A 13,414-nucleotide genomic window follows, 5' to 3' on the forward strand; every position below is an offset into this window, starting at 1 on the left:
AAGACATTTAGAATATTAAGTGAACGCTATCGAAATAGACGGAAAAGATTCGGTTTACGCATTAACTTAATCGCTGCACTGGTAAACCGGATAAATTTTCAATAATGACTTTCGCAAGAGATCTATTGTAAATTCTTCAACATAAACATTATTTTTTTTATTAACTAATATAAGTAGATAATCAAAATTTAGGCCGCTAGCGTAGAATGTATTTTTATCAGATAATTCTTCAAAACTATAGTGACACATTTCATCATTTATTAAGGTGTCATTAGTTATATGTTTATTAAAAATATGATCTATCACTATGATTACCTTTATAAAATTCATGAAATATTGGGTTCTTAACGTGAATTGTAGCTCATAAATTAAGAAAATATGACTGAGTTTATAATGAAGTTATCATTAAATATTTCTAAAATTAACATAATACACGTTATACGAAATTATTTTAATTTTTCATTTAAAATCAATCATATAATTACACAACAAAAAGCCCGATCACACTAGATTGGGCTTTTTACGTGAACAGTCATGTTCCATGCCTGTATGGATAGTCACTACATTTCCAGGCGTTCAAGTTTCTTAATGATTTCAGCTTTCGCTTTATCCAATAACTCTGGATTCGTTTTAGATGATAGTAATTCTTTAGGCTTATTCCCGAGAAAATACGCTATTCGCTCCGCATTGGCTCCCGAAGGATGGGGTAAACCACTTAAAACCTGATTACTATTGAGGATACCGTCCTGAATCAGCATTTCAAATACCTGACATACTTTCGGCCGGCTTTGTTGCATAAAGGTTTGAAAGGCTGATTTCCCTTAAGCTACTCAAATTTAAGAGACAACTTGGGTATGAGGGCGACCTAATTCTGTGAATTTATTCAAAACTGCCATGCGTGCATGGATCTCATTCACCTGACTTGGAAAACTCCGCGCTGTTAATTTATCGCCTAATAATTTGATGCAATGCATCTTGGTTTCAACCAAACTTCGACGGTGATAACCAGACCACTTTTTCCAAAGCGATCTGCCTAGCCGTTTGACTGTCTTTAATAATTCATTCCGCTCTATAGACCTCGCTTGCTGATCCTTCCAAGGCTTTGCATTCTTTCTAGGTGGAATGATCGCATGTGCATCTCGATCTAAAATGACTTGTCGGCAGTGCTTTGTGTCATAAGCACCATCTGTATAAACAGAATCAATTGGTTCATCCAAGGGAATTTGAGCAAGTAAATCTTCGAGTACTTGAGAATCACTGACATTATTTATGGTGAGTTGTACTGCACGTATTTGCAGGGTTTTAGCATCCATAGCAATGTTGTTAGCGGCAGTGTAAAAATGACCCCCTAATGGCATTTAAAAACTGACCCCCTTGGTTAATATAGCGGTCATTTTGGACTGCTCAACATGTTAACTTTGGAGCAAGCAGTGACAATCCAAATACTTCATCAGCAAGGTAAATCTATTAAAGCCATTAGTCGTGAACTGGGGGTGTCCAGAAATACCGACCGACCAAAATTTCAAGAAATGTTGAACTATGTCAGGGAAGGCGATCAAGTTGTTGTACATTCCATGGACCGTTTTGCGCGAAGCCTGAAAGATTTGGTCACTGAAGTAGATAAACTACAACATGTAGTAGCGAAGATGCTCAAAATGCACTTACTACGTAACATCAGTTAAATAAAAGTCTCCCACAAACCCGGTACGGTTCAAATTTTATGATGAGAGGGGTGTTGCCTGGGACTACAGTTTCTGTTTTGCCTTTTGGCGTAAGACGTACAAATATAAGCTTTCTACTTTTTCACGTGCCCATGGTGTGGTACGCAAGAATCGCAATGATGATTTAACACTTGGGTCTATGCAAAAACATCTAATTTCAATTTTACGACTTAAACCTTCAAAGCCACCGTAGTAATCCAATAATTCATCCAAAATGTCAGCAAGTTTTTTGCCGTGTAAAGGGTCATTGGAGGTGTTCATAATAGATCAATCGTATTTTGGGTGGTCATTATTATAACCTGGGCTAGTTGGAAAACTAGAGAGTTGGAATGTAGGTAATGATGGACTGAATAACCACCAAAATTCTGGAGCACACCCAACCATAGGGTGATGCATCATATATATGACTTGGTAATCCCATTTGCTGTGTAGGAAAGTTTTTTCTTAATGGGTCACCTTTTAACGGAAGTAGGTAAGAGGAAAGAGGAAAGCTCTAAACCTTTACGGATCGCTTCAGCACTGTATTCAAAGGCAATTAATGGTTGACCTGTGATTGCTGTTGAGGAGACCAGTATACCCTAAAGCCAATATTCACCCCATCCATTGTAGTAAACATTAAATTTTTCGAGCATGGATTTATTTCCTTTTGATACGTTGGCGAGCCGTATTACTCTCATAGCGAAGAATATCATCTACACTGTTTAAATGAGGTTTGAAGAGTTCCTCTAATTCTTGTAATCGGCCCAGGACCATGGCAACGCGTACTAAATTTTCAAATGAAACATTTCGACCTGCTTCTAGATTGGATACTGTATTCACACCAATACCAGCACGTGCAGCAACATCTGCCTGAGTCATTTCCAGATAAAGTCGTTCTTTACGAAGCCTCTCATATAATAATCCAACAACTTCTTCAGGTTTTCTGAATCTTAAATCCATAATATTGGGTCTTATGTTTGGATATGGCTATTAAGCCACAAAATAATGGAGTTATAAAATGTGTCGGTTGATCGGTGAAAAGGTGCTTTATTGGGTGATTAGATCCTATTAGATTAAAGAAGTCTAATTAGACATTTACAATCTAATAGCGTCTAACAACTTGCTTTAAGCTCAATCAGTTTCGCGTGGTGTCGCGAGGAACTGGGATTTGCTATCAGGTCAATCTGGAATATCTGGCACAAGTGGTCTGGAGCAACGAGGTTGATGGACAGGGCTTTGCCTTTTCTGATACCTTATTCGGTACCGATTCACAATCTATTCATCATATTCTGAAAATATTTCTTCAATTTCATCCCACTGCGGCAATTTATGATTTTTTTTATTCACTTCGAATTGTAAACCAACACCATCAAGCACACGTTCAAATATGTCAAATGAACCTGTAAAATGGCCATTTTCCATCTCTGAAATTGTTGTTTTATTGACTTGAGTTTTTTCTGCAAGGCTTTTCTGTGTATAGCCTAACCCTTTTCTTGCCAAACGTATTTCTTTACCTATTTCACCTCGTGTAGCCATTTTTTCTCCCGAAATTTGTTAGCTATATAGCAAACTTTTAACTAATTATGGTTAATGTTCGCTATATAGCAAACTTTTATAATGATTCTTGAATAGCTAAATTGAACTTATAAGATTCAATTTAGCCTCGAATTAGGTTAATAGAATCCATATATGTATGACAGTTCTCAATAATGAGGCAGTTGTATACCTCTTGAGAAGAGGAACTTCTTATACCTTGAATTTGAATTATTAGACAAAATTATGACTTTTAATTTTCTGTGTAATGAAGCTTTGTATTTCTTAATATTTACCCTGAAGCCGAAGTCCTTCGACTACGTTTAATACAGTAGCTAATCCCTGAGTAGTCTGAATCTGTTTTATCGGAATGCCTTTGGTTAGCTTATTTGGTGACTTCATAAAATGCTGCATCCATTTAGCCTCTCCACCTGTTAGAGCATCTAGTGATATCGCAATACGAATTAAAATAATTGCGAGTTCTCCCTGACTTGAATCGGGATCTAACTCAAGCGAATTTAAAGTTTCCACTGAATCTAAATTGAGAACGATAGCAAGCTGGCTCTGTGTCAAACCAAGTTGATTTGCAGATGATAAAACAGCTTTAGCTAATACCTTTTTTTTGTTTTGCAATTTTTTCTGGTGTTTTATGCATGACTGATCTCTGTTTCAGACGTTGCTGATATCTAGAGTTTATACTATTTGATTATCGTTTCTCAGAGTTAAAATTTTTATTACAAACAGCTTAAGGATGAGAAACTATCATGAGATACATCAGTAACTTGAATACCCCAAGTGCTTTTGCATCTTTACCCTTGAAGCAGAACTTAATTCGCCTTTCATTTTCATTCAGGCTGAAGTTTTCTGGCCGTAATGTTAAATCCTGTAATGTCTTTTTGAGCTCTGTCTTGCTCTGCTGAGAGAGTTCTAAATGAAGATATTTTTTGGGAAATAAGCTATGAATAAAAGAAAGAAGTTTCTTCAGTTGCCGTTTTTCATTCAGTTCAAAAATTAACTGGGCTGAATTGGGCTGAACTTTTTCAAGATAAATTGAGTAAATCGTATGAAGCTGTTTTTTGTATTTACTTTGTACATTTGCATAACGCTCCTGAACATGTTGAATGACCTTTTTTTCCTCCTGATTGGTTGGCAACATGGTGACCAATGCATTCGGAGTTTTCCTTAAAAAATCTGTGGTAAATAACCTCGATGATTTTTTTTGGTTTACACAGGAGGTTTTCAAATGCTGGGCTCTAGCACGTAATTTTTGCGCGATTTGCAAAGGAATGGCTTCAGGTAACATAAGGTCTTGTTCTTTTTCTACTGCAAGAATGTGATGCAATAATTCAAAAGTCATCTCTGAGTCATGAGCTCCTAGCATCAGTGAATCAGGCGATTTCTGTTGTTCTGGTTGATATTGATGATCATGTTGCCTGTAACGGTCTTTAGTGAGCTGATCAAATAAGAATTGCCTGATGGCACGTTGCTGCACAGGATATTTAATATCGTCATCATGTTTCAGAATATTAAAGTACGCTTCTTTAGGAAGCGGGCTTTGTATTTGATTCAGCTGATAAGTGATCGCCAGATGCATTAAATGCAGATAGCTTGAACAGGTTGTTTCAGGTGTCAGATGCCCGGCAAAATGCGAGAGGGCATACCAAGTCTGTTGAGTATTTCTATTTCGTAGCAAAGCATAACGAATGCGTATTTGCTCATGAGTGTCGTAGTCAGTAAATGCATCTGCAAGTTCTGAGTTCTTTAAAATGAGATAAAGATGATTAAAAGCAGAGTGACGCAAGCTATGATAAGTAAAGCTATGTTCTTCGAATATAGGTTGAATCAGTTGCTTGAGCAGTGAGTTCACTTCATTTTCATGACTTTCTTCCAACGACTGTTTTAGGAACAGCGGTTGTGCAAGTGATTTTCCTTGTTCTTTGAGAAGACGTTTTCTGTTATTAATATACGTTTTGAATGTGTGTAATTCGTCTGCTTTAAGCAGATAATGAAGAGGAATCTTACGGTAAGCTGAATAACTTTTTTGATTTTTACTGCGATTATTGCGAATAGTTAACATCACAGCATCTTCAGTAATAAGTAGATCCCGTACAAAGATATTTAATGTTTCATTAATCCGTAATCCAGCTCTAAATCCCAAGATAAAAATCAGATTAAATATATTTTTATCCCGAACTGAAATACCTTGATGGTTTTCGAGCTGCTGTAACATGCTATGAAAAAGATGGGGTGAGATCAGCGCAGTTTTACAAATTTTTACCTGGATTAAATTATCTAAATCGACGGTGGGCGCACTAAAGAATAAGGTCTGTTTGTGATGGAATTCTTGTAGGCGTTTTTGTATAGTCGCTCGAGTCGTTTCTTTCTTTAATAAAATCATTTCTCCATACATATCTTCAAAATCGGCATTTGAGAATGATGAAATATCTTTATCTTGCGTTGCCTGCAGCCAATGAACAGCAAATTGTGAAAACATGGTATTTAGCGAACTTTGCTTAACAGGCTGAAAATCTGCTTGTATAAGCTTGCGCTTAAAACGTTTCTGCTGCTGAATTATTTGATTTAGGCAGTCCAGTTGTGCCTCTGTTAATTTTGAGCGCAGAATAGTCCATATCAGCAAACGCTCTAAGGCTGGAGATAGTTCTCTAGAATATAATTCTATGAGTTGATCTTTATAATTTTTTGCACGAATGGCTTGACGTATTCCTATTAAGGTTTCTGCTATATCTAATGTGATCTTGACTTTAGAGTGAGCCTGACGGTTTTCATAAGTATTCTCAATATAATTGTTATTGGTATGCGTTTGTTCAAACTGAACAAAGTAAGCTGCTAATTGTTTTTCAAGTGGACTAGAGCTGTAAATATCATTTTTTAAAATACAAATTGATATTTGATCTAGGCCACTGTTTTTTAGGAACTGTGTATAGTAAAAACCATATTTTAACAGGTCTTTATAACGTACCTTTTCCTCAGGAAAGCATTCGATGAGGCAAGTGTTGATCACTTGTTCTGCATCATTAATATCTGAAAATAAATCAAATTCCTGATGTTTGAGCCTGTATATCCAGCATTTCACAATATCGTTTAACACAAATGTTTTTGTATAGCTAACTGAAAAATCGGAGTTATTTATACGTTGATTACCAAAATTTCGATTTGGGATCTCTAGTGAAACTAGATGATTCAAGTTTAAAAAACTTTGAAATTTATGTGTTTTTAAAATAATTTTTAAAAATATCTGCACTTCGGTATTGTTATAAATACCATTGAATAATATGGTACTGATTAAACAGAAGCCGAGTGATTGTGTCGGGCTGAAGTCATTGCTATTGGCCCAATAAGCAATCATATTTTTAGCAAATTGAGTCACCCTTTTACCATTTTTTAAGGTTTCAATATTCTGCTGTGGTAGAGTTCTCTCATGTCTCACAGGAGTGGCGGGCACCGGATAGTTTTGATTCGATAAGCGATTAAAGCGCTTAATATATTTAGCAAACTCTATACGTGCCATCTGATAGCTACGGATATTTGACTTACAGTGTTCTAAAAGCTGATTATCAACTTGGCGACAAATTTCCGAATAGTTTTCAGGCGTCAGCTCTGTACATTTCTCGCTAAACAAGTTCAGAAGAAATGCTTTGTTTTTTCTATGCTTTTCTATTCTTTTGAGGGAGTGTGGATGTTTACTCATTCAATTAGGAACCCATTAAATGTAGACATACTTTTAAGCTTTAAGATTCCGACCAGCTTGTCTTGCGCTGCTCGAATATGATCGTAATCAGTAGCCTGAAAACCCGAATAGCGATCAAAAAGTTCCTGCATGGGGCCATCGTGACCAAAGATGCTATTCAGCATATCTTCATCGCAGTGCTGTGCAAAAAAATAGCGAGCGAAATGGCGAGTCCAATTACGTTGCAAACCTATTTCTGGACTGTTCTTTTCAATATCGGCAAGTTCTAAATTTCGGATATATCCCTCAGGCCCAAAACCTAAAAGGAAAGGGCGCTTACCATCAAAAATTTCTTGAATTAGTTCTGTTTTAACTTGGCTAGCACAAGCCTTCATAAGGTGCTGAAATTGTTTTAAGTATTTTAGATAAGACTGTATTTCATCTCGAAGAAAATTATTAAATGGCAGGTAGCGCCCAATGGTACCCGAATAACGTTGCTCTTTATCTGCAACAGCCACCAAACGGTTGTCGAGATCAAGATAATCGAGATTCGGGGGAAAGGCTTCATTTGGTCGGGCAGATGTCATAATCATGCAAACGTACCATAGCCAAATTGAATAATATTTCAGTGTTTTAAAAGGGTTAGGGTTACCCCGAACTTGCTGGTCAAGCTGTTTAAAAAAGGATTTAACCAGAGGCAGGTCTGGCGTTTGCTGACTACCAAAAGTAACAGGGGACTTAAATTCTTCGATATAACTAGTGTCGAGCTGCGGGCAAACCAGATAAAGTGTTTGGCTATAAATATCGAGGATATCAACAATTTTCATTGAATAGTAATGGCCTGGGGTGTAGCTATTAACGTTTTCTCCGCTAAGTAATTTACTTTCCAATTCATATCCGAGTTCATTCAACGTGATATCGCTAATTAAACGAGGAAGGTTTCGAGCTGTTAAATGAAAAGTAAGGCCGTCACTGATTCTACGTAAATATTCTTGTACATCGGAAGCAATATCAGCTTTATCCCACTTTTTTAGTTGAAAAATCTGATCAAAATAAACTTTGGGTAATGGGATTGTAAAAGAGTTTCCCTGATTCATCATATATTCTTTTAATAAAGCATCTTTAAACTTGGAGCTATCAAAGCTTTGCCGAAAATAGAAATTTTCAGGACTAAAAGTAATTTCTTTTCTTTTTGAACTCAGACGGAAATGTTTCCGAAATACTAATAGCTCTTCATAATGCGTCAAACTGAGTACTGAAAATAAAAGCAAGGCATGAATTGGAGAGGTCTTTGCCTGTTCAAACAAAATTCGCATAATATGCTGTGCGGTAGGCAAATCAAAGACACGAGGATTTGACTTGCTCATTAACTGATTCTTGTTTTGATGCAGAACTTTGTTCTTGAGATTATTGACCTGAGCTGTAATAGAGTATTGCTCAAGTTGATTAAATTCAAAATTATGATCTTCAACTTTTTCTATAGTTTTATCTTCGCGCGGTTGTTTGGCCGTACCTTGTTCAAAATGAGTCTGATGCGTTTGTTCATCATCGAGAGATATTGTTGATGTCTTTTGAACATCAGTTTGAGGAGGTTCTTTGGAGCCCGAACTGCTTTGGCGATTTCGTTTTAAACGTTCAGACTGAGTAAAGACATATTGATAGATCACACGCAGATTTGCCAGCTGGCTAATTCGTTCTTCATCTAAATTTGGTATTGAGCGATTAATTAGCTCTTTATTTTCTGTTTCAGCTTCTTTTAGAAGTTTAACTAGCTCTTCTAATTCCATTGGAAGAGTAGATAAGAAATTGTAAAGCCAATAATATTTCTGTTTTGTGCTAGCTAAACGAAAACGCCTACAAAGATTAACTATGGTAGCTGAATGTCCTTTGCTGTTGAGTGATTCAATACATTGAGTATTGAAAATAGCCCATTTCAGCGCGTTTGATTGATATGCTGATGGAGTGTTGATGACTGCAATAAGGTAATGAACCAGAGGATACTCGCTGACTTTTTTATCAGTCAGGCTTTGAGCTATAAAAGTATTAAGTTTAGTAATTTCATATTGTTGAATGAGGTCGTTGAGCTTGATTGAGTTCTGATAATTTTCCAGCTTTGCTTCTGCCAATACTTGGTAGAAGTTTCGAAACGGCTCAAGCTTTAATTCTTGAGTATCTTCTAAATAACTATATCCATTCATGATGAAATTCCCACCAGAATTTTTTCTAATGAAATTGGACCTGCATAATCTGAAAAAGAACTTACCGGGCTTTGGGATTTGGATAGTCCTGATAATTCTCGCAGTTGGTTGATAGTTAAAATTTTATGACCGAAAACTTCTTGAAGATGGTCAGGTCGGTATTGTTCATTCAGCCAGTATGCAATGATATCTAAGCCCTGAATTGAGTGATGCAAACCAGAACTGAGTAAGCTTCTTACTTCATTTAGAGCCTGAATGATGGATTCATATGAATTATTTTTCTCGTAAGCTTTAAACTTAAATTGAGTTTTATTCTTATTGTAATAATAAGCATAGATCCAGCTGAAATGGCTACTAAAAAAATAGTGATCTGGTTTATCGGTAGTAAGGAGAGGGATATCTATATTTTGTTTAAAAGTGAAATCCAAATGATAGTTTTGCTGTTTCTCATTAAGCTGAAAAAATAGAGCAATCCAGATTTGGTAGGCCTGCATACACTTTGGATAACACATTAATTGCAGGTTTTTTGAAGATACACGATGACTTTCAATAGCTTTTTTTTTATAGACATATGCTGATGTCTCCCCCATATTTATGCCAAGTGGCTGAAAAATAAACTATAATATTCACGTATTTTTTATAGGGGAGTCAAGGGTTACGCACCCTATGTTGTGTTATTAAATTGTAAATTTCACTATATAGTGTTTTTAATCTTTTTAGTGGTATGAACCGTACCGGGTTTGTCGGAGAGTCAATATTCTGAGTGAGAAGCACTGCTTCGCAAGGTTCGATGACAAAATTAAAATATACCCCTGAAATCAGAGATAGAACGGTTCAATTATTGATTGAATCCGAAAAAGATTATCCATCGAATTGGGCTGCGATCACAGCTATTGCTCCTAAAATCGGTTGTACTCCTGAAACACTTCGTGCCTGGCATCAAAAGCATTTAGATCAGCAAAATCCTATTAAAGTACAACAGATATCTGATCAAGAAAAAATAAAGCAAATGGAACGTGAAATTAAAGAATTAAAGCGTGCCAATAAAATTCTACGTAAAGCAGCCGCTTTTTTCGCCCAGGCGGAGCTCGACCGCCCACACAAATAATGGTGGATTTTATCCATAACAATAAAGATCGATATGGTGTTGATGCGATTTGTAGGATTTTACCGATCGCAGCTTCAACCTATTACCGAACTTTAGATCTCGCTGATAATCCAAAACATCGAGCGAAACGTGCTCTGCATGATTTACATCATGCAGAGCAAATCAAACATATTTGGAAAGAAAGTTCAGGTCGATACGGTGTGCGTAAGATCTGGCAACAACTGAAACGTGAAGGCTATGTTATCGCACGTTGTACAGTTGCTCGATTGATGCAGAAGCTAGCTATACAAGGTGTTTGGCGCGGTAAGAACAAACTAACCACACGTAGCCGAGATGATCAAAAACGAGCAGCTGACTTAGTGAAACGGAATTTTAGTGCAGATCAGCCCAACCACCTTCCGAAACAGTGTTTCTTGTAGCTTGATTGATATAGTGATTAGCTACCACTATACGCAAATTGTAGAGTTTGGAGTGCTGCTAAAATCTTAAATTTGAACCTGAGATAAAACCTACAATTTGCCCTTATCCCTCATACAACTCTGAACGGTAACTAAGCACTTTGATGCTGTATTCACAAGGTAAGATGATGGTTAATGGGATAAAAATCATAGCTTAAACTCAAGGAATATCACCATGATTATGCTAGGTATTGATGTCAGTAAAACCAAAATAGATTGTTGCATTTTCCCTCAAGGTTTGATTGGAAAAAGAAAAAATAAAATATTTACTAATACAGAAAGTGGCTTTGCCAGTCTGCTCAAATGGCTCATCACTCTTAAAATTGAACCTGATCAAGTGACAGCAATCATGCAAGCGACTTCAGTTTATCATGAGAATTTGGGATATTATCTATATGATGCAGGTGTAAAGGTTTGTGTGGCTAATCCTTCACGAGTAAGAGCCTTTGCCAAAGGCATGTCCATGCTAAATAAAACGGATAAAGCTGATAGTGAAGCTCTTTCACGTTATGGTTACACCGCAAAGTTAATCATATGGCAGCCTGAACCTGAAAATGTCAGATTATTAAAAGCTTTACTAGGCAGACGAGATGTCTATCTAGGTAGTCTATTGCAGGAAAAGAATCGACTTGAAAAGGCGCAGTCCACTCATACCTCCGTTGTTGTGATTAAATTACTTGAAGAGAATATTGAGTATTTAAATCAACAACTTGAACATATTGATAAGTTAATAAATAATCACATAGATCAAGATCCAACATTGAAACAGGATTTGAAATTACTGCAAACGGCTTTGTTGCACAAAGATTTCATAACTATATGATTTTAAAAGTTTTGATTATTTTTTGATCCAAAATTAAATTTATTTAAATCAGTTGCTTACATATTTATGCAACAAAGCCGTGTTAAATAAATTGTAAATTACATACATATTCAATACAAATGTGCAATAATCATGAAGAAGTGTGAATTTTATCACATTAATGATGGAGGCTTTATGTTAATTATTAATGTGTTGCGGAGAGTTGTTAATGTATAAGGTTTTATTGCTTTTAGTTTTAATATGTATGGGTGGAACTGCTTGTGTATCAAATTATAGGCATCCCTCGGAGTTGCGGTTTCAGGAAATGAAGGCTGGTTACTCGACATTGCTTAATGTTACAAGAGATGGTTTTCTATGTGCAGACGACACAGAAGGGAATCAAAATTGCCCAATTGAATTTTATATCGACAGTATTAAAGCTGGAAATTTTTATATAAATAATTCGGCTCAATATTCATTAAAACCTGAGACGTATAATTTCAAAGTGAAAAACTGCACTGAAGCATCATGCCAGAGTTGTGATATTGACTTGAACGTAGGGAAGTTAGCGAGCAATGAATTAGTCCTATCTGTCAAAGCTGATGGTATGCCTTTTATTGCCAATAATGGCCAGCCATTAAGTTGTGAGGTAAAACCACATGTTGTTGCACAGGAGCATACAATTTGAGTGGATCTAGCAGCAGATACTTTATTTAAATTTGACGGTTCTTCTTTGAATTATTTATTACCAAAAGGTCGTCAAGAAGTACTAGAAGTTGCATCGCAAATTCGCAACAATTTCTTTTCTGTGAGTCAAATCAAGTTAGTTGGCCATACAGATCGTTTGGGAAATGATAGTTATAACAATCAATTAGGGCAAAAACGTGCAGATACGGTGCGTAACCTATTGATTCAAAATGGTGTGGCAGGGAATGTGATTTCGACAGCAAGTGCAGGCAAACGTCAACCAGTGACCAATGGCTGTTTTGATGTAAAGCAGCTAGAAGCATTACATGCATGTTTGCAACCAGATCGTCGAGTCACGGTTGAAATTACGGGCTTATCTAAGTAATTAGCTTTTAAGTTTAAGAATTATTTAATTTATATATTGGATCTGTGATGAGTAATTTTATAGTTATTGAAAAAGACTCTCTCAATAAAGTAAGTGTTCATGCTGAACGTATTGTTTTGTCAGAATCAAGCATTGTTCATACAAAAATGAATCGTGATGATGTTGCGGAATTCATTCGTGATGGAAATAATTTAATTTTAAAGCTCACAAATGGAGAAGTTATTGTTATTGAAAACTTCTTTGTTGTGGATGCAGAAGGGGGTACATCAGATTTAGTCTTTGAAGAAGATGGTTGTGTTCTTTATTGGTTTGATGGTCTTTCTGGTTTTAAAGAAATTTCAGGATTAGAAGCATTATTGCCAGCAGTTGAGGGTAGTAAACTTGTTGGATTGTTACCTTGGTTGGTGGGTGCGGGTGTTGTTGGTGGCATTATTGTTGGACAAGATGGTAATGATAAAAATATTCAGAAAGATACTATTAAACCTTTTGCACCGAGTGTGAGCTTAACCACCGACAGTGGTAGTGATAATAAAGATGGCATCACCAATAACGGTGACTATACTGTTTCCGGTATTGAAGATGGTGCGACCGTTGAATACAGCACCGATGGCGGTAAGACTTGGATTAGTGAGAAACCGGTTGCGCAAGAAGGTGAGAATAGCATCAGCGTACGTCAAATCGACAAAGCGGGTAATGTTTCAGCCTCGACAGACATTAAATTCACCTTAGACACCACAGCACCGACAGCGACGCTTAGCATTGATGCGGTTACAGCGGACAACGTTGTGAATGCTGCGGAAGCAGGAAAAACTGTGACGTTGACTGGTAACGTGACCGGTGAATTTACTGAGGGCG

At 36.5% G+C, this 13,414-nt stretch carries 13 protein-coding genes, 5 pseudogenes and 1 other annotated feature; of the genes and pseudogenes, 8 read left to right on the forward strand and 10 right to left on the reverse strand.

Going from position 1 to position 13,414, the window contains the following annotated elements:
* A pseudogene (locus FTU38_RS03655) lies at positions 1–105 on the forward strand (IS5/IS1182 family transposase); the annotation flags it as partial.
* A gap of 455 nt (positions 106–560) precedes the next feature.
* Here FTU38_RS03655 and FTU38_RS03660 read toward each other — a convergent pair.
* Positions 561–797, reverse strand: a complete 237-nt coding sequence (locus tag FTU38_RS03660) for a hypothetical protein (RefSeq protein WP_005021575.1) — start codon at positions 795–797, stop codon at positions 561–563.
* Between the two features lie 39 nt (positions 798–836).
* Positions 837–1,358, reverse strand: coding sequence for an IS5 family transposase (locus tag FTU38_RS03665; protein WP_257225670.1), 522 nt, complete (start codon positions 1,356–1,358; stop codon positions 837–839).
* Between the two features lie 51 nt (positions 1,359–1,409).
* Here FTU38_RS03665 and FTU38_RS03675 point away from each other — a divergent pair, with 51 nt between their 5' ends.
* A complete protein-coding gene (locus tag FTU38_RS03675; protein WP_257225671.1) occupies positions 1,410–1,682 on the forward strand; it encodes a recombinase family protein in 273 nt (90 codons plus the stop codon).
* 63 nt (positions 1,683–1,745) lie between these two features.
* On the opposite strand, the gene FTU38_RS03680 is transcribed toward FTU38_RS03675, so the two are convergent.
* The 3 genes and pseudogenes from FTU38_RS03680 to FTU38_RS03690 form a co-directional block, all read right to left on the reverse strand.
* On the reverse strand, positions 1,746–1,982 hold the full coding sequence (locus FTU38_RS03680) for a VF530 family DNA-binding protein (RefSeq protein WP_035268632.1): 237 nt from the start codon (positions 1,980–1,982) through the stop codon (positions 1,746–1,748).
* A gap of 115 nt (positions 1,983–2,097) precedes the next feature.
* Positions 2,098–2,296, reverse strand: a pseudogene (locus FTU38_RS03685) (type II toxin-antitoxin system HipA family toxin); the annotation flags it as partial.
* A gap of 61 nt (positions 2,297–2,357) precedes the next feature.
* Positions 2,358–2,660 carry a helix-turn-helix transcriptional regulator gene (locus FTU38_RS03690; protein WP_104489548.1) on the reverse strand — a complete coding sequence of 101 codons (303 nt, stop codon included), beginning with the start codon at positions 2,658–2,660 and terminating at the stop codon, positions 2,358–2,360.
* 173 nt (positions 2,661–2,833) lie between these two features.
* Between FTU38_RS03690 and FTU38_RS17000 the strand changes: the two are divergent.
* Positions 2,834–2,977 (forward strand): annotated as a pseudogene (locus tag FTU38_RS17000) (hypothetical protein); the annotation flags it as partial.
* Here the strand turns inward: FTU38_RS17000 and FTU38_RS03695 are convergent.
* The 5 genes and pseudogenes from FTU38_RS03695 to FTU38_RS03715 all read right to left on the reverse strand — a co-directional run bounded on the left by FTU38_RS03695 (position 2,976) and on the right by FTU38_RS03715 (position 9,613).
* Complete coding sequence (locus tag FTU38_RS03695) at positions 2,976–3,236, reverse strand: helix-turn-helix domain-containing protein (protein WP_104489549.1); 261 nt, start codon at positions 3,234–3,236, stop codon at positions 2,976–2,978. The pseudogene FTU38_RS17000 and the gene FTU38_RS03695 sit on opposite strands and share 2 nt — an antisense overlap.
* A 282-nt stretch (positions 3,237–3,518) precedes the next feature.
* Positions 3,519–3,888, reverse strand: a pseudogene (locus tag FTU38_RS03700) (MbcA/ParS/Xre antitoxin family protein).
* A 90-nt stretch (positions 3,889–3,978) separates the two neighbouring features.
* A complete protein-coding gene (locus FTU38_RS03705; RefSeq protein ID WP_180110594.1) occupies positions 3,979–6,942 on the reverse strand; it encodes a site-specific integrase in 2,964 nt (987 codons plus the stop codon).
* Positions 6,939–9,119, reverse strand: coding sequence for a hypothetical protein (locus FTU38_RS03710; protein WP_180110595.1), 2,181 nt, complete (start codon positions 9,117–9,119; stop codon positions 6,939–6,941). The genes FTU38_RS03705 and FTU38_RS03710 overlap by 4 nt, the downstream gene beginning before the upstream one ends.
* A complete protein-coding gene (locus FTU38_RS03715) occupies positions 9,116–9,613 on the reverse strand; it encodes a hypothetical protein (RefSeq protein ID WP_180110598.1) in 498 nt (165 codons plus the stop codon). The genes FTU38_RS03710 and FTU38_RS03715 overlap by 4 nt, the downstream gene beginning before the upstream one ends.
* A gap of 296 nt (positions 9,614–9,909) precedes the next feature.
* On the opposite strand from FTU38_RS03715, the pseudogene FTU38_RS03720 reads away from it, so the two are divergent.
* The 5 genes and pseudogenes from FTU38_RS03720 to FTU38_RS03735 all read left to right on the forward strand — a co-directional run.
* A pseudogene (locus tag FTU38_RS03720) lies at positions 9,910–10,625 on the forward strand (IS3 family transposase); the annotation flags it as partial.
* Positions 10,185–10,301 (forward strand) — a sequence feature (AL1L pseudoknot). (Overlaps the previous pseudogene by 117 nt.)
* Before the next feature lie 235 nt (positions 10,626–10,860).
* Positions 10,861–11,508: a transposase gene (locus tag FTU38_RS03725; protein WP_257225672.1), complete on the forward strand. Its 648-nt coding sequence runs from the start codon at positions 10,861–10,863 to the stop codon at positions 11,506–11,508.
* 208 nt (positions 11,509–11,716) lie between these two features.
* On the forward strand, positions 11,717–12,175 hold the full coding sequence (locus tag FTU38_RS16800; protein WP_257219774.1) for a hypothetical protein: 459 nt from the start codon (positions 11,717–11,719) through the stop codon (positions 12,173–12,175).
* Entirely contained in the window at positions 12,176–12,559 is a 384-nt protein-coding gene (locus tag FTU38_RS16805; protein WP_373683963.1) for an OmpA family protein, read from the forward strand. It abuts the gene before it with no gap.
* A 47-nt stretch (positions 12,560–12,606) separates the two neighbouring features.
* Positions 12,607–13,414 (forward strand): BapA prefix-like domain-containing protein (locus FTU38_RS03735; protein WP_180110596.1); only part of this gene is annotated, 808 nt, incomplete at its 3' end.

Origin of the sequence: Acinetobacter sp. YH12098, assembly GCF_013419235.1 — a bacterium.
In the GTDB taxonomy this organism is placed as follows: Bacteria; Pseudomonadota; Gammaproteobacteria; order Pseudomonadales; family Moraxellaceae; genus Acinetobacter; species Acinetobacter amyesii.